This is a genomic window from Modestobacter sp. SYSU DS0875 (assembly GCF_054050915.1).
Genome location: NZ_JBJHAH010000031.1, coordinates 22,878 through 44,698, shown reverse-complemented (window position 1 = coordinate 44,698; position 21,821 = coordinate 22,878). Strand labels below are relative to the sequence as shown.

General features: G+C 75.8%; 19 protein-coding genes. 1 reads left to right on the top strand and 18 read right to left on the bottom strand.

Translation table 11 applies throughout. The annotated features are described in order from the left end of the window. Nucleotides 1-21: 21 nt before the first annotated feature. The 18 genes from wag31 to mraZ form a co-directional block, all read right to left on the bottom strand. On the bottom strand, nt 22-747 hold the full coding sequence (gene wag31 / locus ACI79Y_RS16400; RefSeq protein WP_457159510.1) for a DivIVA-like cell division protein Wag31: 726 nt from the start codon (nt 745-747) through the stop codon (nt 22-24). Nucleotides 748-844: 97 nt separating this feature from the next. Further along, nucleotides 845-1,144, bottom strand: coding sequence for a YggT family protein (locus ACI79Y_RS16395; RefSeq protein WP_457159509.1), 300 nt, complete (start codon nt 1,142-1,144; stop codon nt 845-847). Nucleotides 1,145-1,196: 52 nt separating this feature from the next. Next, a complete protein-coding gene (locus ACI79Y_RS16390) occupies nt 1,197-2,018 on the bottom strand; it encodes a cell division protein SepF (protein WP_457159508.1) in 822 nt (273 codons plus the stop codon). Between the two features lie 95 nt (nt 2,019-2,113). Beyond that, a complete protein-coding gene (locus ACI79Y_RS16385; protein WP_457159507.1) occupies nt 2,114-2,902 on the bottom strand; it encodes a YggS family pyridoxal phosphate-dependent enzyme in 789 nt (262 codons plus the stop codon). After that, a complete protein-coding gene (gene pgeF, locus ACI79Y_RS16380) occupies nt 2,899-3,648 on the bottom strand; it encodes a peptidoglycan editing factor PgeF (protein ID WP_457159506.1) in 750 nt (249 codons plus the stop codon). The genes ACI79Y_RS16385 and pgeF overlap by 4 nt, the downstream gene beginning before the upstream one ends. 4 nt (nt 3,649-3,652) lie before the next feature. Beyond that, nucleotides 3,653-4,927 carry a cell division protein FtsZ gene (gene ftsZ, locus ACI79Y_RS16375; RefSeq protein WP_457159505.1) on the bottom strand — a complete coding sequence of 425 codons (1,275 nt, stop codon included), beginning with the start codon at nt 4,925-4,927 and terminating at the stop codon, nt 3,653-3,655. A 371-nt stretch (nt 4,928-5,298) separates the two neighbouring features. Further along, on the bottom strand, nt 5,299-5,970 hold the full coding sequence (locus ACI79Y_RS16370) for a cell division protein FtsQ/DivIB (RefSeq protein ID WP_457159504.1): 672 nt from the start codon (nt 5,968-5,970) through the stop codon (nt 5,299-5,301). A gap of 143 nt (nt 5,971-6,113) precedes the next feature. Beyond that, entirely contained in the window at nt 6,114-7,574 is a 1,461-nt protein-coding gene (gene murC / locus ACI79Y_RS16365) for a UDP-N-acetylmuramate--L-alanine ligase (protein ID WP_457159503.1), read from the bottom strand. Nucleotides 7,575-7,736: 162 nt separating this feature from the next. After that, nucleotides 7,737-8,882, bottom strand: a complete 1,146-nt coding sequence (murG, locus tag ACI79Y_RS16360; protein WP_457159502.1) for an undecaprenyldiphospho-muramoylpentapeptide beta-N-acetylglucosaminyltransferase — start codon at nt 8,880-8,882, stop codon at nt 7,737-7,739. After that, a complete protein-coding gene (gene ftsW / locus ACI79Y_RS16355; protein ID WP_457159501.1) occupies nt 8,879-10,573 on the bottom strand; it encodes a putative lipid II flippase FtsW in 1,695 nt (564 codons plus the stop codon). The genes murG and ftsW overlap by 4 nt, the downstream gene beginning before the upstream one ends. A gap of 22 nt (nt 10,574-10,595) precedes the next feature. Then, nucleotides 10,596-12,053, bottom strand: a complete 1,458-nt coding sequence (gene murD, locus ACI79Y_RS16350; protein WP_457159500.1) for a UDP-N-acetylmuramoyl-L-alanine--D-glutamate ligase — start codon at nt 12,051-12,053, stop codon at nt 10,596-10,598. A gap of 11 nt (nt 12,054-12,064) precedes the next feature. After that, complete coding sequence (gene mraY, locus ACI79Y_RS16345; protein WP_457159499.1) at nt 12,065-13,141, bottom strand: phospho-N-acetylmuramoyl-pentapeptide-transferase; 1,077 nt, start codon at nt 13,139-13,141, stop codon at nt 12,065-12,067. Continuing rightward, a complete protein-coding gene (locus ACI79Y_RS16340) occupies nt 13,138-14,574 on the bottom strand; it encodes a UDP-N-acetylmuramoyl-tripeptide--D-alanyl-D-alanine ligase (protein WP_457159498.1) in 1,437 nt (478 codons plus the stop codon). The genes mraY and ACI79Y_RS16340 overlap by 4 nt, the downstream gene beginning before the upstream one ends. Then, nucleotides 14,571-16,124: a UDP-N-acetylmuramoyl-L-alanyl-D-glutamate--2,6-diaminopimelate ligase gene (locus ACI79Y_RS16335; protein ID WP_457159497.1), complete on the bottom strand. Its 1,554-nt coding sequence runs from the start codon at nt 16,122-16,124 to the stop codon at nt 14,571-14,573. Before ACI79Y_RS16335 ends, ACI79Y_RS16340 begins: the two co-directional genes overlap by 4 nt. Nucleotides 16,125-16,243: 119 nt before the next feature. Then, the gene (locus ACI79Y_RS16330) at nt 16,244-18,097 is read right to left on the bottom strand and encodes a peptidoglycan D,D-transpeptidase FtsI family protein (RefSeq protein WP_457159496.1); all 1,854 of its coding nucleotides are present in this window, start codon (nt 18,095-18,097) and stop codon (nt 16,244-16,246) included. A gap of 3 nt (nt 18,098-18,100) precedes the next feature. Next, nucleotides 18,101-18,673 carry a hypothetical protein gene (locus tag ACI79Y_RS16325; RefSeq protein ID WP_457159495.1) on the bottom strand — a complete coding sequence of 191 codons (573 nt, stop codon included), beginning with the start codon at nt 18,671-18,673 and terminating at the stop codon, nt 18,101-18,103. Next, a complete protein-coding gene (rsmH, locus tag ACI79Y_RS16320; RefSeq protein WP_457159494.1) occupies nt 18,670-19,683 on the bottom strand; it encodes a 16S rRNA (cytosine(1402)-N(4))-methyltransferase RsmH in 1,014 nt (337 codons plus the stop codon). The genes ACI79Y_RS16325 and rsmH overlap by 4 nt, the downstream gene beginning before the upstream one ends. A 390-nt stretch (nt 19,684-20,073) precedes the next feature. Continuing rightward, nucleotides 20,074-20,508, bottom strand: a complete 435-nt coding sequence (mraZ, locus tag ACI79Y_RS16315) for a division/cell wall cluster transcriptional repressor MraZ (RefSeq protein ID WP_457080880.1) — start codon at nt 20,506-20,508, stop codon at nt 20,074-20,076. Between the two features lie 248 nt (nt 20,509-20,756). Here mraZ and ACI79Y_RS16310 point away from each other — a divergent pair, with 248 nt between their 5' ends. Continuing rightward, complete coding sequence (locus tag ACI79Y_RS16310) at nt 20,757-21,812, top strand: AAA family ATPase (RefSeq protein ID WP_457159493.1); 1,056 nt, start codon at nt 20,757-20,759, stop codon at nt 21,810-21,812. Nucleotides 21,813-21,821 lie beyond the last annotated feature (9 nt).

Sequence of the window (21,821 nt, the reverse complement as noted above, 5' to 3'; positions counted from 1 at the left end):
GGGGGGGAGGGTGGTCCTTCGTCAGGCGTTGACGTGCTGGTTCTGCCGGCTGTTGGACGACGGCTCGGCCGAGCCGCGGCTGTCCAGGTCGCGCAGGTGCGACTCCAGGTAGGAGCGCAGCCGGGTCCGGTACTCGCGCTCGAAGGTGCGCAGCTCGTCGACCTTGCGCTCCAGGCTCGCGCGCTTCTCCTCCAGCGAGCCCATCGCCTCGACGTGCTTGCGCTCCGCGTCCTGCTGCAGGGCCGTGGCCTTGGCGCGGGCCTCGCGCTCCATCGTGTCGGCCCGGGTGCGGGCGTCGCCGAGCATGGCGTCGGCGCGCTGCTTGGCCTCGCCGACCATCTGCTCGCTCTTGGTGCGGGCCTCGGTCAGCATGCGGTCGCTGGTGCTCTTGGCGCTGCCGACCATCTGGTCGGCCTGGGCCTTGGCCTCGTTGACGTGCCGTTCGGCGGTCTCGGTGGCCAGCGCGAGCATCCGGGACGCCCGCATCGCCTCGTCCTCCCGCGACTGCGCGGCCGCCTGCGGCGGGGGCGGCGGCGCGGTGACGGTCATCGGTGCGGACTCGACGCGTTCCTCCGACCGGGCCGAGCCACCGGAGGCGCGGAGGTCGTTGTTCTCCTCGATCAGGCGGGCCAGCTCGGCCTCGACGACGTCGAGGAAGGCGTCGACCTCGTCCTCGTCGTAGCCACGCTTGCCGATCGGCGGCTTCTTGAAGACGACGTTGTGCACGTCGGCGGGAGTCAGTGGCATACGGCTCACCTCAGGTCGGACGGGCGGAACGAGGACGGGTGCGAACCGGCGGCGGACCGCCTGCGGCCCGCGCCCCTCCCCGGCTCGGTGGATCGGGTCATGCGGCGGAGTAGGCCATGCTCTGGATCACGCTGCGCAGCACGATCACCGCGATCAGCAGCACCATAAACCCGAGGTCCAGCCGGATGGACCCCAGGTTCAGCGGGGGGATCACCTTGCGCACCGCCTTCAGCGGCGGGTCGGTGGCGGCGTAGACGACCTCGAGCCCGGCGGCCACCGCACCCTGCGGACGCCAGCTGCGGGCCAGCACCATCACCCAGTCCACGACGAACCGGGCGAAGAGCAGGATCAGGAAGACGAGCAGGATCGACGAGACGATCTGCAGGAGAAGTGGCACGGTCCTCGCTCGTTCGGGGCACCGCGTGGCCGGGGGTCACGCGGTCGACTGGTCAGGACTGGTTGAAGAACCCGCCCTCACGGATCCGGGCTTTGTCCTCCGCGGTCACGTCGACGTCCTGCGGGCTGAGCAGGAACACCTTGGCCGTGACCCGCTCGATACTACCGTGCAGCCCGAACGTCAGGCCGATGGCGAAGTCCACCAGTCGCTTCGCGTCGGCGTGGTCCATGTCGGTGAGGTTCATGATCACCGGCATGCCGTCGCGGAACCTCTCACCGATGGTCCGCGCCTCGTTGTAGGAGGCCGGGTGCACGGTGGTGATCCGGTAGGAGTCCGGCTTCGGGGCGGGCTCGGGCGCGGGCGCCAGCACCGGAGCGGCCACCGGCTCGCGCATCGCCAGCCCGGCAGAGCCCGCGGCCCCGCCGCCACCGGCCGAGATGCCGCCGCCGCGCCCCGACCCGGCAGAGGCCAGCGGGGCCCCGGCCGAGGTGAGGCCGGCGCCACCGGCCAGCCGCGAGGAGGCGCTCGTGGAGCCGGTGGACCCGGCGAGGTTCAGCGGCCGGGCGGCCGGGCGACGCCCCAGCGAGACCGCGGGCTCGGGAGCAGCCTCGGCCGCCGGCTCGAACGGCTCCTCGGCGGCGTAGTCGTCGGCGTACTCCGACTCGTAGCCGTACTCCCCGGCCGGGTACGCGTCGTCGGCGAACCGGGCCTCGGTGTCGTAGCCGGCCTCATCGCGGGCGGCGTAGCGGTCGTAGCGCCGCTCGTCGCGGTCGTAGTCCGACTGCCGAGCGGCATAGCGGTCGTACCCGCCGCGGGTGTCGTCGTCCTCGACGAGGCCGAGGTAGATCCCCATCCTCCTCATGGCTCCGGCCATCCGGCGTCTCCCTCTGGTCTCGTGCGCTGGGCGACTCGCGCGCTGGTGCGGTGATGTCTTCGGCTGGTGCGGTGTCGTCGGGTGGTGCGGTGTCGTCAGGTGGTGCGGTGGTGCGGCTGGGGCTGGTGTGACTCGGGAGATCGCACGGGTCCCGCGGCAGCACCCCGATCGGAGGCTAGGGGGCGAGCGCCGAACAACGCGGTACCGACACGCACCACGGTGGCCCCAGCTGCCACAGCCGCCTCCAGGTCCTGGCTCATGCCTGCCGATAGCTCCGTGGCACCAGGATGGTCATGGCGCACGCGGACGGCGAGCTCGGCCAGCCGGGCGAACGCCGGGCCCGGATCGGCACCGCGCGGTGCCACCGCCATCAACCCACGCAGGCGCAGCGCGGGCTCGGCGGCGACCGTGTCGGCGAGCCCGGGCACCTCGGGGACGGCGGCCCCACCGCGGGCGCCGAGCTCCCCCGCCGGGCCACCCAGGTCGACCTGCACCAGCACGTCGAGCACCCGGTCGGACCGCTCGGCGGCCCGCGCCAGCGCCTGGACCAGCGACGCCCGGTCGACCGAGTGGACCGTCGCCCCCAGCCGGGCCACGGCCGCCGCCTTGTTCCGCTGCAGCTGCCCGACCAGGTGCCACCGCAGCGCCGGGACCGCCGGGTCGTCGGCGAGCTCACCGGCCTTGCCGAGCAGCTCCTGCACCCGGTTCTCGGCGAAGTCGCGCTGCCCCAGGGCCGCGAGCGCCCGGACGTCCTCGGCCGGCCAGGTCTTGCTCACCGCGAGCAGCCGGACCTCGGCCGGGTCCCGCCCGGCGGCCCGGGCGGCGTCGTCGATCCGCCGCCGGACCGCGCCGAGGTTGGCGCCCAGCCGGTCGGCGTCGGTCACCCCTGCCCCAGCGACGGGTCCAGCCAGACCAGCCCGGCCTGCCGACCGGTGACGCCCTCGCGGCGGTGGGAGAAGAGGGTGCGGTCCTCCACCGTGCACCGGGGGTCGTGGACGACCTGGCCGACGCCTGCGTCACGCAGCACCCCGGCGATGCCGGCCCGCAGGTCCAGCCCCGGGGTGCCGGCGCGGGTGCGCACCGCACTGGCCGGTGCGACCCGGGCCACCTCGGCCTGCATCGCCGCCGGCACCTCGTAGTCCGCCCCGCAGACGGCCGGGCCGAGGAGCGCCTCGACGTCGGCCGGGTGCGCACCGAGGCGGGTCATCGCGGCCAGCGCCGCCGGCACCACACCCCGCCGGACGCCCTCGCGCCCGGCGTGCACCGCAGCGACCACCCCGGCGACCGGGTCGGCCAGCAGCACCGGCACGCAGTCGGCGACCAGGACGCACAGCACCAGGCCGGGCGTGGCGGTGACGAGCGCGTCGACGTCGGCCACCGGGTTCTCCTCGGCGTCCTCGACGATCGCGACCCCGGTGCCGTGCACCTGGGTCATCCAGACCAGCTGCCGCCCGGGCACGCCGATGCCGTCGGCCAGCCGCTGCCGGTTGGCCGCGACGTCGGTCGGGGCGTCACCGACGTGGCTGCCGAGGTTGAAGGAGTCCCAGGGCGGCGCGGAACGGCCGCCCCGCCGGTCGGTGACCACCCGTCGGGTGCGCACCGCCGGCCGGGCGGCCGGACCGTCGCTCACTGCTCTACTGGCTGCGGAGGAACTCGGGGATGTCGAGCTCCTCCTCGAAGTCGTCCGTGGCCAGCGGGCGGCTCTTGCCGCCCGTCGCGCCCTGCATCGGCGGCAGCGGCGGGACGGTGATCCCGCCACCGGCCGGGGCGGCACCCGGCTGGCCGGGCCTGGGCGCGGCGGCCGACGGCGCAGGGGCGGCCTGGGCCGGGGGGACGGGGACCGCCTGCGCCGGGGGCGAGGAGACCTGCCCGGCCGTGCGTTCACCGGCCTGCGCCGGAACGGCCGGCCGGGACGACGCCGGGGCGGCGGTGGCCGCCGGGACGTCCTTGCGGTTGCCCGGCTTCCCCCCGTCGAAGCCCGCCGCGATCACGGTGACCCGGACCTCGTCCCCGAGGGCGTCGTCGATGACCGCCCCGAAGATGATGTTGGCGTCCGGGTGCGCGGCGTCACTGACCAGGGACGCCGCCTCGTTGATCTCGAACAGGCCCAGGTCCGACCCACCGGAGATCGACAGCAGGACGCCGTGGGCGCCCTCCATCGAGGCCTCCAGCAGCGGGCTGGCGATCGCCTGCTCGGCGGCGAGCAGTGCGCGGTTGTCGCCCCGCGCGCTGCCGATGCCCATCAGCGCCGAGCCGGCCCCCGACATGACCGACTTGACGTCGGCGAAGTCCAGGTTGATCAGGCCGGGGGTGGTGATCAGGTCGGTGATCCCCTGGACGCCGGACAGCAGCACCTGGTCGGCGGTGCGGAAGGCGTCCATCACGCTGACGTTCCGGTCGCCCAGCTGCAGCAGCCGGTCGTTCGGGATGACGATGAGCGTGTCGCACTCGTTGCGCAGCTCCTCGATCCCCGACTCGGCCTGGACCGCGCGCCGCTTCCCCTCGAAGGAGAACGGGCGGGTGACCACACCGATGGTCAGGGCACCGAGCTTGCGGGCGATCGAGGCGACGACCGGGGCACCCCCGGTGCCCGTGCCACCGCCCTCGCCCGCCGTCACGAAGACCATGTCGGCGCCCTTGAGCACCTCTTCGATCTCCTCGCGGTGGTCCTCGGCGGCCTGCCGGCCGACGTCGGGCTGGGCGCCCGCGCCGAGCCCGCGGGTGAGCTCGCGGCCGACGTCGAGCTTGACGTCGGCGTCGCTCATCAGCAGCGCCTGCGCATCGGTGTTGATGGCGATGAACTCGACCCCCTTGAGGCCGACCTCGATCATCCTGTTGACCGCGTTCACCCCGCCGCCGCCGATGCCGACGACCTTGATGACCGCAAGGTAGTTGTGCGGAGGTGTCATGCCGCGCTCCCCAACTGAACCCTCATCCTCATGTAGAGCCTTATAGTTATGTCAACTCGGGCGTTGGGGACGAAGTTAGGTGCCCCCCAGTGGCCCAGCAAGCACCCCTCTGGGCTCGGCGTGTCCCACGGGCACCACCTCACGAACCTCGGTCGACCCGTCGGTCACATCTGCCTCACTCGCCGTTACGACCCGCGCCAACGGCGTCTCATGTCCAGGTGCAGACGACCCGGACGTCCATCGGAACGCCGAGCTGAGGAAGTCGCTGGACAATTTCACTCCCGGGCGTGTCGCTGCGGGCGGCGCGTCCCCCCGCAGGTGGACGACCGGACCCCGTTCCGTCCAGCTCCCGCCGGCGGCGACGCGCAGACTCAGCGCAGCACGACGGCGTCGGGCGTGCTGACGTCGAGGGTGCCGGCGGGGTCGAGGGTCCCCGCGTCGATCTGGTCCAGCAGCGCGTCGAGCACCTCGGCCTTGCGTTCGGTGCGGGCGGCGCTCCCCCACAGCACCGCCCGGCCGTCGGTCAGGGTGAGGGTGACGTCGTCCGGTCCGGTCGCGGAGACCGCGGTGACCTGGGCCCGCACGTCGCCCGGGAGCGCGGTGAGCGCGCCCAGCGCGGCGGTGGTGGCGGCGTCGTCGGGGCCCGGGGTGCGGACGTCGAGCGGGACGACGCCGTCGGGCACCGGTCCGGTGATGGTGTCGAAGACGACGCCGGTGGCGTCCATCAGCTGCCGGCGACCGGCGTCGGAGACGACCGCCACCGGGCGCCGCTCGACCACGGTGACCACCACCGTGTCCGGCCAGCCGCGGGTGACCTCGACCGAGGCGACCGGCGGCAGCCGGCCGACCCGCTCGGCGGCGCCGACGGTGTCGACCCGGACCAGCGGGGTGCCCTCGGCGATCCCGGCACTGGCGACGACCTGCTCGGGCGAGAGGGTGACCGCACCGTCGACGCGGACCTCCTGCACGGCCAGCACCGGCGAGCCGAAGAGCAGCCAGGCGACCGCGGCGACCAGGCCCACGGCCACGGCTGCGGCGGCCACCAGCCGGCGCCGGCGCCGGGGCCGGGCCGTCCGGCGCGACCGGCGCCGGGGGCGCAGCGGCGTGACCGAGCTCGCCCCCCGCCCCGGGGCCGCCCCGCGCCGGACCGACCGGGCCCGGTCCCGCGTGGTCGACCCCGTGCGGTTCACCGGGGGGCCACCGGCGCGGCGATCCCCTCGGTCCCCGGCTCCGGCTCGGCGATCGCCGCCAGGATCTCCGGGCCGACCATGGAGACGTCCCCGGCGCCCATGGTGACCACCAGGTCGCCGGGGCGGGCCCGGGCGGCCATCGCGGGCGCCGCCGCCGACCACGACGGCTCGAACGCCACCCGACCCGCCGGCAGGGGCACCGCCTGGGCCACCAGCGCACCGGTCACCCCGGGCACCGGGTCCTCGCGGGCGCCGTAGATGTCCATCACGACCACCTCGTCGGCCAGCCCCAGCGCCGTCCCGAAGCCGACGGCGAACTCCGCGGTGCGGCTGTACAGGTGCGGCTGGAAGAGCACCAGCAGGCGGCCGGACCCGGTCACCGCCCGGGCGGCGCGCAGCTGGGCCGCCACCTCGGTGGGGTGGTGGGCGTAGTCGTCGTAGACCCGCACGCCGGCCGCGGTGCCCTTCAGCTCGAACCGGCGGTGCACACCGCCGAACCGGCCCAGGCCGCCGATCAGCCCGGCGGCGGGCAGGCCCAGCTCGAGCCCGGTCAGCAGCGCGGCCGCGCTGTTGAGCGCCATGTGCTCACCCGGCAGCTGGAGGTGCACCTCCCCGAGCACCCGGCCGTCCAGGACGGCGGTGTAGCGGGTGCCGTCGGGCCCGACCCGAACGTCGGTGAGGCGCAGGTCCGCGTCGTCGCCCTGGCCGTAGGTGCGGACCCGGGCGGGCGCCCCGACCCCGGCGAGCCGGGCGGCGCCCGGGTCGTCGGCGCAGAGCACCAGGAACCCGTCGGCGGGCACGGTGTGCGCGAAGGTGTCGAAGGCGGCCTCGACGGCTGCCAGGTCGCCGTAGTTGTCCAGGTGGTCGGCCTCGACGTTGGTCACGATCGCCGCGCGGGGGGCCAGCAGCAGGAAGGAGCGGTCGCTCTCGTCGGCCTCGGCGACGAACACGTCGCCCTCCCCCGCGTGCGCGTTGGAGCCGGACTCGTTGAGCGTGCCGCCGATGGCGAAGGAGGCGTCGACGCCGCAGGCCTGCACCGCCACGGTCAGCATCGACGTCGTCGACGTCTTGCCGTGCGTGCCGGCGACCGCGACGCTCCGCCGGCCGGCCATCACCGCGGCCAGCGCCACCGCGCGGGGCACGACCCGCAGGCCCCGCTCGCGGGCGGCGACCAGCTCGGGGTTCTCGGCCCGGATGGCGGTGGAGACGACGACCGTGGCCGCGTCGCCGAGGTGGGCCGCGTCGTGGCCGACCTCGACCCGGGCGCCCAGGGCCGCCAGCGCGCGCAGCGCCGGGGAGTCACGGCGGTCGCTGCCGGAGACCCGCAGGCCCCGGGCCAGCATGATCCGGGCGATCCCACTCATGCCGGCACCGCCGATGCCGATGAAGTGCACCGCCCCGAGGTCGTCCAGCGCCGGGATCGGCTCCCGCCACCCGGCCACGTCCGCTGCGCTCATCGCTCCACTCCGGACTCGTTCCGCTCCTCGGTCGCTGGCGCTCCCTGCGATGCTCGCTCACCCGTCGTCATCGCAGCGCTCATCGCTCCACTCCGGACTCGTTCCGCTCCTCGGTCGCTGGCGCTCCCTGCGATGCTCGCTCACCCGTCGTCATCGCAGCGCTCATCGCTCCACCACCGCCAGCACCATGTCGGCCAGTCTCTCGTCCGCGTCCCTGGCTCCCGCCGCGGCGGCGTGCCCGGCCAGCGCGGACAGCCGCGCCGGGTCGGTGAGCAACGGCACCAGCTCCGCGGCGATCCACTCCGGCGTCAGGTCCGCATCGGCCACCAGCAGCGCACCGCCGGCCTCGACCACCGGCAGCGCGTTCAGCCGCTGCTCGCCGTTGCCGATCGGCAGCGGCACGAACGCCGCGGGCAGCCCGACCGCGGACAGCTCGGCGACGGTCACCGCGCCCGACCGGCACAGCGCCAGGTCGGCCGCGGCGTAGGCGAGGTCCATCCGGTCCAGGTAGTCGACGACGACGTAGGGCGCGGCACCGGCCGGCCGGGCGGGCACCGCCACGTCGGTGTTCTTCGGCCCCCGCGCGTGCAGCACCTGCACACCCGCGGCGGTGAGCGCGTCGGCGGCGGACACCGCGGCCCGGTTGAGCGAGGCCGCCCCCTGGGACCCGCCGAAGACCAGCAGGGTGGGGCGGTCGGCGTCCAGGCCGAAGGTGGCCCGCGCCTCGGCGCGCCGCGCCGTCCGGTCCAGCCCGCTGATCGAGGTGCGCAGCGGCATCCCGACGTGCTCCCCCCCGCGCAACGGCGTGCCGGGGACGGTGACCGCGACCCGGGCGGCGAGCCGGGCCCCGACCCGGTTGGCCAGGCCGGGCAGCGCGTTCTGCTCGTGCACCACCACCGGGATGCCCGCCCGCCGGGCGCCCAGGTAGGCGGGCAGCGCGACGTACCCGCCGAACCCGACGACGACGTCGGCGCCGAGGCCGGTCAGCAGCGCGCGGGTATCCCCGACGGCGCGGCGCACCCGTCCGGGCACGCGGAGGAGGTCGACGGTCGGCTTGCGGGGCAGCGGCACCGGCGGGATGAGGCGCAGGTCGTAGCCGCGGGCCGGGACCAGCCGGGTCTCCATGCCGCGGGCGGTGCCCAGGCAGGTGACCCGCGGGGCGCCACCGGGTGCGGAGGTGCGCCGGGTCAGCGCGTCGGCGAGGGCGAGCATCGGCTCGATGTGGCCGCCGGTGCCGCCACCGGCGAGCACCACGTGGACGCCGGAGGGCACCCCGGCGGGGCCGGGGGCGGGGTGGGGCTGGGTCACTGCGGGCGTCCTGGCCGTTCCGTTCTCGGGCGGGACCGCGGGACCGACCGGCCCCGCGCCCCGGGAGCCGCCCCCGCGGCACGGCGGTCGCGGGGGTCGATGGGAGCGGGCACGGCCGGGGTGCGGCCGCGGTCGGTCGGGCGGTCACCGGCGGGCTGCCGGCCCCGCCCAGTCTGCCGCTGGACCACGTTCGGGCGCGCGTCCGGGGCGCCGGCCCACGGCGGCGGGGCAGCGCCGCGCGGCCCCGGGGGGGCGGCCCGCACGGCCTCCTGCTCCTGGGTGCGCAGCCCCGGCACCCGGGTCACCGTGCGGCCCTGGCGCCGCCGATCGGCGTCGGCCGCCGGCTTGGGGCCGGGACCCCGGCGGGCAGCCCGGCGCCGGCGGGACGGCGGCGGGTCGACCGGGGCAGCCGGGATCGGGAGCAGCAGCCGGGCCGCCCAGCCGCGGCGGCTGGCCCGCTGGTGGGCGATCGCGGCCGGCTCGGACCGGGCGAAGCGGGCGAGCAGCCCGATGACGAAGAGCGTGAGCACCAGCGAGGTGCCGCCGGCGGAGATGAGCGGGAGCGTGACACCGGTGACCGGCAGCAGACCGACGACGTAGCCCATGTTCATCGTGGCCTGCCCGACCAGCCAGAAGGTGATCGCGACGCTGGCCAGCTGGACGAACCGGTCGGTGCTGCGGCGGGCGATCCGGAAGCCGGCGTAGGCGAGCAGGCCGTAGAGGCCGATCACCACCAGGCAGCCGAGGAAGCCCAGCTCCTCCCCGATGATGGCGAAGATGTAGTCGGACTCCGCGTGCGGCAGCAGGTTCCACTTCATCGCGCTGTTGCCCAGCCCGACGCCCCACACGCCGCCGGTGGCCAGCGCGTAGAAGCCGCGGATCGCCTGCATGCCGTCGCCCAGCGGGTCGGCGAACGGGTCGAGGAACGAGGTGACCCGGGCCATCCGGTACGGCGCCACGGCGACCATCACCGCGACCAGCGCGGCGACCACCCCGACGGCGCCGGCGATGTAGCGCCGGGACAGACCACCAGCCCACATCAGCCCGGCGACGACCAGCCCGAGGCTGACCACCGCGCCCATGTCCGGCTCGGCGAGCAGCAGCAGGCACATCAGCAGGAAGACCGGGATGACCGGCACCAGCAGCGAGCGCGTGGTCAGGTAGCGCTCGCGCACGGCGATGACGTGGGCGCCCCAGAGCGCGAAGACCAGCTTGGCCAGCTCCGAGGGCTGGAAGTTGGTGACCTTGAGGTCGATCCAGGCCCGGGACCCGTTGAGCTCCAGGCCGATGCCGGGGATCAGCACGATCAGCAGCAGGAAGAAGCCCAGCAGCATGCCGCGGCCGGACCACTGCCGGATGCGCCCGACGGGCAACCGCATCGCGACGAGCATCCCGGCCAGGCCGATCAGGGCGAAGACCAGCTGCCGGACGCCGGGCAGCCAGGCGGGCTGGCCGGAGGTGGCTGCCTCGATCGCGGAGGCGGAGAACACCATGACCAGGCCGATGGCCAGCAGCATGCCGGCCGAGCCGAGGACCAGGTGCGAACTGGTCATCGGCCCCTCGAGCCAGGCCGGGCCGCGCAGCCGCCAGCGGACCCCGCCGGCCGGCCGGTCGCCCTGGGTCCGGTCGCCGGGGCGCCGGTCACCGGTGGGGTCGGCGCGCGGGCCGCGCTCGCGGGTGGTCGCGGTCATCGGCTGCTCACGGTCGGCTGCCTCAGCCCAGCGCACGGACCGCGTCGGCGAAGGCGCGGCCCCGGTGCGCGTAGTCGGTGAACACGTCCATCGAGGCGGCGGCCGGGGCGAGCAGCACCGTGTCGCCGGGGCCGGCCAGCCGCGCCGCGGCCGCCACCACCTGACGCATCACCTCGTCGCCGTACGTCACACGGCCCCCATCGGTCACCACCGCCCCATCGTCGCCGCTGGGGACCACGGTGCGCGGGACCGCCGGGGCGTGTCGCGCGAGAGACCGGGCGAACTGCTCCCGGTCCCGGCCCAGCAGCACCACCCCGGCCAGCCGCGGGGCGACCGCGGCGACCAGCGGGTCGACGTCGGCGCCCTTGAGCAGCCCCCCGGCGATCCAGACCACCCGCGGGTAGGCGGCCAGCGAGGCGGCGGCGGCGTGCGGGTTGGTGGCCTTGCTGTCATCGACGAAGTCCACGCCGTCGACGGTGCCGACCAGCACGGTCCGGTGGGCGCCACCGCGGAAACCGGCCAGGCCCCGGGCGATGTCGGCCGGTGCGATGCCGGCCACCCGGGCCAGCGCGGCCGCGGCCAGCGCGTTCACCGTGTTGTGCGGGCCGCGGACCTGCAGGGTGTCCAGCCCGGCGAGCACCTCACCGGCGGGCGCGGTGGCGAAGGCGCGGTCGACCAGCGCGCCGGAGCGGACGCCGAGCTGGCCGCGGGCGGGCTCGTCGAGGGTGACCGTGACCGGACGCCGGTGCCGGGAGACCAGGGCCGAGGCGACCGGGTCGCCCGCGTCGGCGACCGCGACCGGGGCGTGCAGCAGCAGCCGGGCCTTCGCGTCGCGGTAGGCCTCGGGCGAGCCGTGCCAGTCGACGTGGTCGTCGGCGACGTTGAGCACACAGGCCCCGGCCGGTGCGATCGAGGACGACCAGTGCAGCTGGAAGCTGGACAGCTCCACCGCCAGTGCGTCGTAGGCCGGGGCGCCGTCGGCGTCGGTGGCGGTGACCACCTCGACCAGCGGCCGCCCGACGTTGCCGGCGGCGACCGCGCGCCGCCCGCCGGCCTGCAGCACCGCCTCCAGCATCGTGACGGTGGTCGTCTTGCCGTTGGTGCCGGTCACCGCGTACCAGGGCGCCGGCTCACCGTCGGGGCCGGGCAGCCGCAGCCGCCAGGCCAGTTCCGGCTCCCCCACGACCTCCAGCCCGCGGGCCGCGGCGGCGAGCAGCAGCGGGTTGTCCGGGCGCCATCCCGGGGAGGTGACCACCAGGTCGACGTCCTCGGGCGGCTCGGTCAGCGGCCCCAGCCAGCGGGCGCCGGCGGCGACCAGTTCCGCCACCACGGCGGGCTCGGCCGCGTCGGTCAGCGCGACGTCCGCGCCGCGGGCCAGCAGCACCCGGGCGGCGGCCGCACCGGAGACGCCGAGGCCGGCGACGATGACACGGTCAGGCACACGGTCGGGGACGCGGGAGAAGTCGGTCGGGGAGGTCACCGGCCCAGCCTTCACAGTCCGGCGAAGGAGAGCCAGTCGGCGTAGAACAGCCCCAGGCCGAACGCCACCGCCATGCCGGTGACCAGCCAGAACCGGACGATGACGGTGTTCTCCGCCCAGCCGGCCAGCTCGAAGTGGTGGTGCAGCGGCGCCATCCGGAAGACCCGGCGCCGGGTGGCCCGGAAGAAGCCGACCTGGATCACCACCGAGAGGGTCACCGCGACGAACAGCCCGCCCAGCACCACCAGCAGCAGCTCGGTGCGGGTCACGATCGCCAGCCCGGCCATCAGACCGCCCAGGGCCAGCGACCCGGTGTCGCCCATGAAGATCCGGGCCGGTGACGTGTTCCACCACAGGAAGCCCAGGCAGGCGCCCATCGCCGCGGCGGCGACGAGGGTGACGTCGAGCGGGTCGCGGACGGTGTAGCAGCCGTCGACCAGCTCGGTGGCGCAGTCGTGACCGAACTGCCAGAACGAGATGATCACGTAACTGGCGAAGACCATCGCCGAGCAGCCGGCCGCCAGCCCGTCCAGCCCGTCGGTGAGGTTCACCGCGTTGGAGAAGCCGGCGATGAACAGGTACGCGAAGGCGACGAACAGGAACGCCGGCAGGGTCAGCGGCGCGATGTCCCGGACGAACGAGACCGCCGTGGTGGCGACCGCGGCGCCCTGGTCGTCCTGGATGAGCGCGAGGACGGCGAAGGTCACCCCGATCACCAGCTGCCCGACCAGCTTGGCCGTCTTGTTCAGGCCCAGGCTGCGCCGGTACCGGATCTTGAGGTAGTCGTCGAGGAAGCCGACGGTGCCCAGGCCGATGAGCAGGAACAGCAGCAGCAGCCCGGTGGCGGTCACGCCACGCCCGGGCTGGTCGATGAGGAACAGGTGGGCGATCAGGTAGCCGCCGACGGTGGCCAGCACCATGACGGTGCCCCCCATGGTCGGGGTGCCCTTCTTCGCCAGGTGGCTCTGCGGGCCGTCGTCCCGGATCTCCTGGCCGAACCCGTGCCGGCGGAACGCCTTGATCGCCAGCGGGGTCAGCAGGATCGAGATCACCAGCCCGAAGGCGGCCGCGACGAGGACGGACTTCACGCGCCGGCCCCGGGGTCGGTGGCAGGTACGTCAGCGGCGAGGACGTCGGCGGCCAGCTGCTCCAGGGCGTAGGCCCGGGAGGCCTTGACCAGCACCACGTCGCCCGGGGCGAGCACCTGGGCCAGCAACCGCCGGGCTGTCTCCCGGTCGGGCACGTGCACCACTTCCTCCTGTGTGTGGGCTGCCGCCGCGCCGCTCGCCGTCCGTTCGGCGAGCGCGCCGGTGTGCAGCCCGATGGCGTCGTCCCCCACGGAGACGAGCAGGTCCACGCCGCCGCGCACCGCGTCCCGGCCCAGCCGGGCGTGCTCGGCGTCGGCGCCGGGGCCCAGCTCCCCCATCGCGCCGAGCACCGCGATGCGGCGGCGCCCGGGCAGCTGGGCGAGCGCGGCGAGCGCGGCGCGCATCGACTCCGGGTTGGCGTTGTAGGCGTCGTTGACGACGGTGACCCCGTCGGCGCGGCGGGTGACCTCCATCCGCCAGCGGCTGCGCGGACCGGCGGCGGACAGGGCGGCGGCGACCGCCGCCGGGGTCATCCCGGCCGCCAGCGCGGCACCGGCCGCGGACAGCGCGTTGGCCACCTGGTGCACACCGACGACCTGCAGCTGCACCGGGTGCTCCTCGCCCCCGGCCACCAGGGTGAACCGGGCGCGGGCGGAGTCGTCGAGGCCGACGTCGACCGCGCGCACGTCGGCCCCGGCGCCGAGCCCGGTGCGCAGCACCGTCGCCGCGGTGCGCGGCGCCATGCCGGCCACCCGGGCGTCGTCGTCGTTGAGCACCGCGGTGCCCTCGGCGGGCAGCGCCTCGACGAGCTCGCCCTTGCTCTGGGCGATCACCTCGGCGCTGCCGAACTCCCCCAGGTGCGCGGAGCCGACGTTGAGCACCACCCCGATGCGCGGGCGGGCGATCCGGCAGAGCCGGGCGATGTGCCCGGGCCCCCGCGCGCCCATCTCCAGCACCAGGAAGCGGGTCGCGGCGTCCGCGGCGAGGACGGTCAGCGGCAGGCCGATGTCGTTGTTGAACGACCCCTGCGGGCTGACCGTCGAACCGGCGGCGGCGAGCACCTGGCCGAGCAGGTCCTTGGTGGAGGTCTTCCCCGAGGAGCCGGTGATCCCGACCGTGACCAGCCCACCGGCGACCAGTCGCCGGTGCACCTCGGCGGCCAGCCGGCCCAGCGCGGTCACCGGGTCGGCGACGACGACGGTGGGCAGCGCGGGGTCGGCCCGGGTGGCCAGCGCACCGGCCGCGCCGGCGGCCGCCGCGGCCGGCAGGTAGTCGGCGCCGTCGACCCGCTCCCCCGGCAGTGCGACGAACAGGTCGCCGGCCGCCAGCGCGCGCGAGTCGGTGACCACCGCACCGGAGACGGTCGGCGCGCCGGGCCCGGACAGCTCGCCGCCGACGGCGGCGGCCACCTCGGCCAGGGTGAGGGGGATCATGCGCTCACCCGTGCGGAGAGCACCTCGCGCAGCACGGTGCGGTCGTCGAAGGGGAACACCTGCCCTGCCACCTCCTGACCGGTCTCGTGGCCCTTGCCGGCCACCAGGAGCGTGTCACCCGGGCGGGCGAGCGCGACCGCGGCGGCCAGCGCCTCGCGCCGGTCACCGACCTCGAGCACCTCGGCCCGCCGGTCCGCCGGTACGTCGGCGGTCCCGGCGCGGACGGCGGCGCGGATGGCCGCCGGGTCCTCCGAACGCGGGTTGTCGTCGGTGATGACCAGCACGTCGCTGCCGGCCGCGGCGGCCGCGCCCATCGCCGGGCGCTTGCCGGGGTCGCGGTCGCCGCCACAGCCCAGCACGGTCAGCAGCCGGCCCGGGGTCGCGCCGCGCAGGGCGTCCAGCGCGGTGGTCACGGCGTCCGGGGTGTGCGCGTAGTCGACGACGGCGACGAACTGCTGACCGGCGTCGACCGGCTCCATCCGACCGGGCACCACGGTCTCGGCGAGGCCGGCGACCGCTGCCTCGACCGGCACGCCGACGGCGTCGAGCAGCGCGACGGCGAGGACGGCGTTGGCCACGTTGAAGGCGCCGGGCAGCCGCAGCCGCGCGGGCCAGGAGCGGCCGCCGGGCCCGTGCAGGGTGAACCGGGACCCCCCGGCCGGCAGGGCGCTGACGTCGGCGGCCGACCAGTCGGCGGTGGTGGCGTCCCGGGTCGAGACGGTGACCGTGCCGGGACGGGCCAGGCGGCGGCCGTACGGGTCGTCGACGTCGACGACCTCGACCGCCGCACGCCCGTCGAACAGCCGCGCCTTGGCGGCGAAGTAGCTCTCCATGTCGCCGTGGTGGTCGAGGTGGTCGCGGGAGAGGTTGGTGAAGCCCGCCGCGGCGAAGCGCACCCCGCCGACGCGGTCCAGCGACAGCGCGTGGCTGGAGACCTCCATGACCACGGCGCGCACGCCGGACTCGACCATCGTCGCCAGCAGGGCGTGCAGGTCGGGTGCCTCCGGCGTCGTCCGGGCGCTGGGCAGCGTGGTGGTCGTCGGCGTCCCGTCGGGGCCGGTGCCGCGGGTGCGGGTCTGCACCGTCCCGATCAGCCCGCTGGTCCAGCCGGCCGCGGACAGCCCGGCCTCGACCAGGTAGGCCGTCGTCGTCTTGCCGTTCGTGCCGGTGATGCCCAGCACGGTCAGCTGCTCGCTGGGCCGGTCGTACACCCGGCCGGCGACCGGGCCCAGCACCGCCCGGGGTCCGTCGACCACGCAGACCGGCAGCCGGGTCGCCCGGGCGTCGTCGGCGCCGTCGGGGTCGGTGAGGACGGCGGCCGCCCCGCGCTCGGCGGCGTCGGCGGCGAACCGGGCGCCGTGGGTGCGCGCGCCGGGCAGCGCCGCGTAGAGGTCGCCGGGGCGGACCTCGCCCGAGGCGTGGGTCACGCCGGTGACGGCGGTGCCGGCGTCGCCCTGGACCGGGTTCCCGACGAGGTCGGCGAGCTCGGCGAGGCGGAGCGGGCGGGTCCCCGCGGGCCGGGGCACCGAGCCGGGGACGGTCGGGGTCACGACAGGCCAATCTACCGGCGCCGGGCGCCGTGACCCGGCCGCCCACCCCTGCCCGTGTCGCGCGCCGTCCGTGCCCGCCGGACGGCCGGCCGGGGCCCGACCGGTCGGCGGCTGGCCGGTCAGGGGACCGAGAGGGTGAAGTCCGGGCGCGGCGCGCCCGAGGGCACCACGCCACCGGCGGTGAGCGCGTACCGCATCACGTCGGCGAAGACCGGCGCGGCGACCTGGCCGCCCTCGGCGTCGCTGGTCGGGCGCTCCAGGTCCACGGCGACGACGTACTGCGGGTCGTCGGCCGGGGCGTAGCCGACGAAGGTGGTGAAGTAGCCACCGCCCGCGTAGCAGCCGCACTCGGGGTTGGCCCGCTGCGCGGTGCCGGTCTTCCCGGCCACCCGGAACCCGTCGACCTCACCCAGCGGCGCGGTGCCGCCGGGCCCGACCACCGCCTCGAGCATGTAGGTGAGCTGATCGGCGGTGTCCTCGCTGACCACCCGGGTCGCCTCCGGCCGCGGCGCCTCGGTGACGGTGCCGTCGGCGGCGGTCACCGAGTCGACCAGCCGGGGCGGGATGCGCACCCCGCCGTTGGCCAGCGTCTGGTACACCGACGCCATCTGCAGGGTCGTCACCGAGATGCCCTGCCCGATCGGCACGTTGGCCGCGCGGCTGGCCGTCCACTCCGCGGAGTCCTGCAGGATGCCGGCGCTCTCGCCGGGGAGCTCGATCCCGGTGGTCGACCCGAGACCGAAGGCGCGCAGGTAGCGCTCGAACGTGCTGTCGCCGACCTCCCGGGCCAGCATGATCGACCCGACGTTGCTGGACTTGGCCAGGATGCCGGTCACGGTGAAGTCGATCGGCTCGTGGTCGTGGGCGTCGGTGACGACGACGTCGCCGGCGCGGATGTGCCCGTCGACGGTCAGCACCGAGTCCTTGGTCGCCTTGCCCTCCTCGATGGCGGCGGCCAGGGTGACCGCCTTCATCACCGAGCCGGGCTCGTAGACCTCCGAGACCACCGGGTTGCCCAGCAGGTCGGGGTCGGTGGTGTTGTAGGAGCCCGGGTCGTACCCCGGGCAGCCGGCCATCGCCGCGACCTCGCCGGTGGCCACCTCCAGCACCACGGCCGAGGCGGTGGTGGTGAAGCCGTCGGCGCAGGCGGCGTCCAGGCGCTGCTGGACGACGAACTGCAGGTCCTCGTCGAGGGTGAGCGCGACGGTGCTGCCGTCGACGGCGGGCACGGTGTCGTCGATGCCCGAGGGGATCGGGTTGCCCCGGCCGTCGACCTCGACCCGCTCCTGGCCGTCGGTGCCCGACAGCACGTCCTCGTAGCGCTGCTCGATGCCGGCCAGCCCGTCGCCGTCGTACCCGACGAAGCCGACCACCTGGCCGCCGACCGCCCCGGCCGGGTAGAGCCGCACCGGGTCGTCCTCGAAGAACAGGCCCTGCCGCTCCTCCAGCGCGCGGATCCGGTCGGTCACCTCGGTGGAGACCTGCTCGGCGAGCACCACGTAGCGGCTGTCCTCGGACAGCTTCGCGGTGAGCTCCGCGGCCGGGACGTCCAGCAGCGTGGTCAGCGCGAGGGCGGTGCGCGCCGGGTCCTCGACCAGCGAGGGGTCGGCGGTGACTCGTTCGGCGTCCACCGAGTACGCCAGCAGCTGGCCGTCGCGGTCGGTGATCGCGCCGCGGACGGCGGCGATCGGGTAGACCTTCATCCGGTCGTTCTCCGCCGCCTGCGCGTAGGGCGCGCCGTCGACACCCTGCAGCACGACGAGCTTGGCGACCACGACCACCAGCAGGGTGACCAGGAACGCCAGGCCCCACCGGTTGCGCTGGTCGCGCTGGGCCAGGCCCAGCGGCTCCCGCCGCCCACCCTCCCGCCGGGGCCGCAGCCCGCCGGCGCGGCCGGCCGGACCGGTGGGTCGCGACGGGGTCCGCCGGGCCGTGCCCGGGCGGAACGGGGGCGGAGGACCTGCTGGCGGCACGGATCAGTTCCCGGGGGTCTGGTTGCTCTGCGGGGAGTCGGTGTTCTGCGGGGAGTCGGGGTCGGCGGTCTCGGGGGCGGGCGCGGGGGCGGCGGTGCCGACGAGCACCGAGGTGCCGTCGGGCTGGAGCACGAGATGCCCGGCGGAGCCGGGCGGGACCAGGCCCCCCTCGGTGGCGGCGCGGGCCAGCTCGGCTGCACTGTCGGCAGCGACCACCCGCTGCTCCAGTCGAGCCACCTCCTGCGCCTGCTCCGCGTTCGCCGTCCGCTGGCGGGTGGCCTCCAGGGAGTCGACGGCGATGGCGGTGTTGAGCAGCAGCAGGCCCAGCGTGGTGGCGACCAGCAGGCCGACGACGAGGAGCGCGAAGGGCGCCCGCCGGCGGCGGGTGGTGCGGGAGGGGCGCGGGGTGGGGCGGGAGGCCCCGGCGTCCCCGGGCACCAGCCGCAGCTGCGGCCTGGGCACCGGGCCGCTGCGCCGGGTCGGCGCGGTGCGCGGCACGTGCACCGGCCCGGTGGCGGCGGTGCGGGCACGGGGCGGGCCCGCCCGGCCGGCCGTCGTCCGTGCCGGGGCGCTCACGCGGCCCTCCGGACCCGCTCGGCGGCGCGCACCCGGGCCGATGCGGCCCGCGGGTTGACCGCGACCTCGTCCTCGCCCGGGGCCTCGCCGCCACGGGTGACCAGGCGGAGCACCGGGGCGTGCTCCGGCATGGGCACCGGCATCCCGGGCGGGGTGCGGTCGGTCGCCTCGGCGGCGAGGGTCTGCTTCACGATGCGGTCCTCGAGGGAGTGGAAGCTGATGACGGCCACCCGGCCACCGACGGCGAGCGCGTCGATGGCGGCCGGGAGGGCACGGGTGAGGACGCCGAGCTCGTCGTTGACCTCGATGCGCAGGGCCTGGAAGGTCCGCTTGGCCGGGTGGCCGCCGGTCCGCCGGGTCGCGGCCGGGATGGCGTCGCGGACGAGCTCGGCCAGCCGGGCGGTGCCGGTGAACGGCTCGCGCGCCCGCTCGCGCTCGATGGCGGCGGCGATCCGGCCGGCGAACCGCTCCTCGCCGTAGACCCTCAGCACCCGGGTCAGCTCGCCGCGGCTGTAGGTGTTGACCACGTCGGCGGCGGTGCGGGGAGCGCCGGGGTCCATCCGCATGTCCAGCGGGGCGTCGGTGGAGTAGCTGAACCCGCGGGTGGGGCGGTCCAGCTGCAGCGAGGAGACACCGAGGTCGAACAGGACGCCCTGGACCTCGTCCACACCCAGGTCGGCGAGCACGTCGGGCAGCTCGTCGAAGACGGCGGGCACCAGGGTGGCGCGCTCGGCGCAGCCGGCGGCCGCGATCCGGGCCGCGGCCTCGGCGCGGGCGTCGGGGTCGCGGTCCAGGCCGATCAGGCGCAGCTCCGGGTGGGCGCGCAGCAGGGCCAGGGAGTGGCCGGCCAGTCCGAGGGTGCAGTCGACCAGCACCGCGCCGGGGGCCTGCAGGGCCGGGGCGAGGAGCTCGGTCACCCGGTCCAGGAGCACCGGCACGTGCACGGCCGGGCCGGTGGCCGCTGCGCCGTCCAGGAGGCCGTCGGGGAGGTCGTCCGGGGTGGTGCTCATCGACGGACTCCTCTCCGGGCGCGTGGTCTGGTGCGGGGCGGGGACGGCGGTGTGGCGACTGGGTGGGGCGTGGTGGGGGCGGTGGAGTGGGGTGGAGCCCTGGTGGGTGCTCGGTGGGGGTCCACCCGGGCCCGCCGCCCCGCAGGGCCCGCCTGGCGCCGGGGAAGCGGTACCAGGTGGAGCCCTGCTGGGGCGGCTCGGGCGGGCGGTGCCCTGCGCGGGTGGTGCGGGACGTCGAGCCGGGGGGAAGTCGGCTCGCTGTCCAGGGGCCCGAGCCGGGAGGAAGCCGGCTCGGAACCCGGTGGGTCGAGCCGCGGGGAAGTCGGCTCGGCCCGGTGAGTGGGTCGGTGGTGCAGGTCGGTGGTGGGGGCTGGTGGGGTGCTGACGGACTCAGGAGAGGGTCGGCATCCCCTCGCTCTCCATGGCGGCGAAGACGGCTTCCTGCTCGGCCACGTAGGCGTCCCAGGTGGCGCTGTCCCAGATCTCGAACCGGGTGTCGACGCCGACGACCACGACGTCGCGGTCCAGGCCGGCGTACTCCCGGAGGCTGGCCGGGATGGTGATGCGGCCGGTCTTGTCCGCCTCCACCTCGACCATCGAGCCGAAGCTCATCCGGGCGTGCATGCGGGCGGCGTTGGTGTCGGCGGGGGCCATCGCCTTCAGCGCGGCGCTCTGCTCGGCGACCCGGGCCATGGTGAGGCCGTAGATGCAGCGCTCCTGGCCCTTCTTGATCACCATGCCGTCGGCCACCAGCTCGCGGTAGCGGACGGGGAGTGCGAGCCGGCCCTTCTCGTCGAGGCGCAGGGGGTAGCTGCCGACGAACACCGGATCACCCCCCGCATCTGTCCTCCCGTGGCTCTGCCGGACCCTTCCGTGGTCCCGGCCTCCCCATCCGGCGACACATTAACCCACTGGCCCCCACTGGACACCACTTCGCACCGTGTCGTCCCCTCCGCTCCACCGCCCTCCACCGGGCTCCCCCGGCGGGCCGCTCCGGCCGCCCCGGCGCCCCCGGGCGCACCCCCACCCGGCGGGCACCCCACCGGCGGGTTTTCGCACGTACCGTGGGCCGGGTGACGGAGGGCACCACGGAGCTGGATCCGCGAGCGGCCGGGGCGGGGCTCGGGGTGGCGGCCCTCGGCCGAACCCCGGACGGTGCCGGTATCGACCCCGCCGAGATCGACCCCGCCGAGATCGACATCGCGGCCGCGGGTGCGCAGCTCGCCGCCTCGATCGGCCGGGTGGTGGAGGGCAAGCCCGACGTCGTCCGGCTGGCCCTGGCCGTCCTGCTGGCCGAGGGGCACCTGCTCATCGAGGACGTCCCCGGCGTCGGCAAGACCACGCTGGCCAAGGCGCTGGCCCGGTCCATCGACGGCACCGTGCGCCGGATCCAGTTCACCCCGGACCTGCTGCCCAGCGACGTCACCGGCGTGGCGGTCTACGACCAGGAGAGCCGGGCCTTCGAGTTCAAGCCCGGCGCCGTCTTCGCCAACGTCGTCGTCGCCGACGAGATCAACCGCGCCTCGCCCAAGACCCAGTCGGCCCTGCTGGAGTGCATGGAGGAGCGGCAGGTCACCGTCGACGGCGTCACCTACGAGCTGGCCCGGCCGTTCATGGTGGTGGCCACCCAGAACCCGCTGGAGATGGAGGGCACCTACCCCCTCCCCGAGGCCCAGCGCGACCGGTTCACCGCCCGGGTCTCGATGGGCTACCCCGACCGGGACGCGGAGCTGGCGATGCTCGACGAGCGGTCCGGCACCGACCCGCTGGGCGAGGTGACCCCGGTCATCGACGCGGCGGGCATCCGCGCCCTGGTCGGCGCCGTCAGCCGGCTGCACGTCGCCGAGCCGTTGCGCCGTTACGTCGTGGCGCTGGTGGAGGCCACCCGCCGCTCCCCCGACCTGCGGCTGGGCGCCTCGCCGCGGGCCGGTCTGCAGCTGCTGCGGGCCGCGCGGGCCGCGGCGGCGCTGGCCGGCCGCGACCACGTGCTCCCCGACGACGTCCAGGCGATGGCGGTGCCGGTGCTCGCCCACCGGCTGCTGCTCAGCCAGGACGCCGCGATGGCCCGCCGGGACACCCAGCGCGTGGTCAGCGACCTGCTCGCCACCGTCCCGGCCCGCGGCCGCTGAGCCCGGCGC

Bases quoted from the DNA above. Each gene is read 5' to 3' on its own strand.
- wag31 (WP_457159510.1), bottom strand. From the start codon at position 747: ATGCCACTGACTCCCGCCGACGTGCACAACGTCGTCTTCAAGAAGCCG.
- ACI79Y_RS16390 (WP_457159508.1), bottom strand. From the start codon at position 2,018: ATGGCCGGAGCCATGAGGAGGATGGGGATCTACCTCGGCCTCGTCGAG.
- ftsZ (WP_457159505.1), bottom strand. From the start codon at position 4,927: ATGACACCTCCGCACAACTACCTTGCGGTCATCAAGGTCGTCGGCATC.
- murC (WP_457159503.1), bottom strand. From the start codon at position 7,574: ATGAGCGCAGCGGACGTGGCCGGGTGGCGGGAGCCGATCCCGGCGCTG.
- ftsW (WP_457159501.1), bottom strand. From the start codon at position 10,573: ATGACCGCGACCACCCGCGAGCGCGGCCCGCGCGCCGACCCCACCGGT.
- ACI79Y_RS16340 (WP_457159498.1), bottom strand. From the start codon at position 14,574: ATGATCCCCCTCACCCTGGCCGAGGTGGCCGCCGCCGTCGGCGGCGAG.
- rsmH (WP_457159494.1), bottom strand. From the start codon at position 19,683: ATGAGCACCACCCCGGACGACCTCCCCGACGGCCTCCTGGACGGCGCA.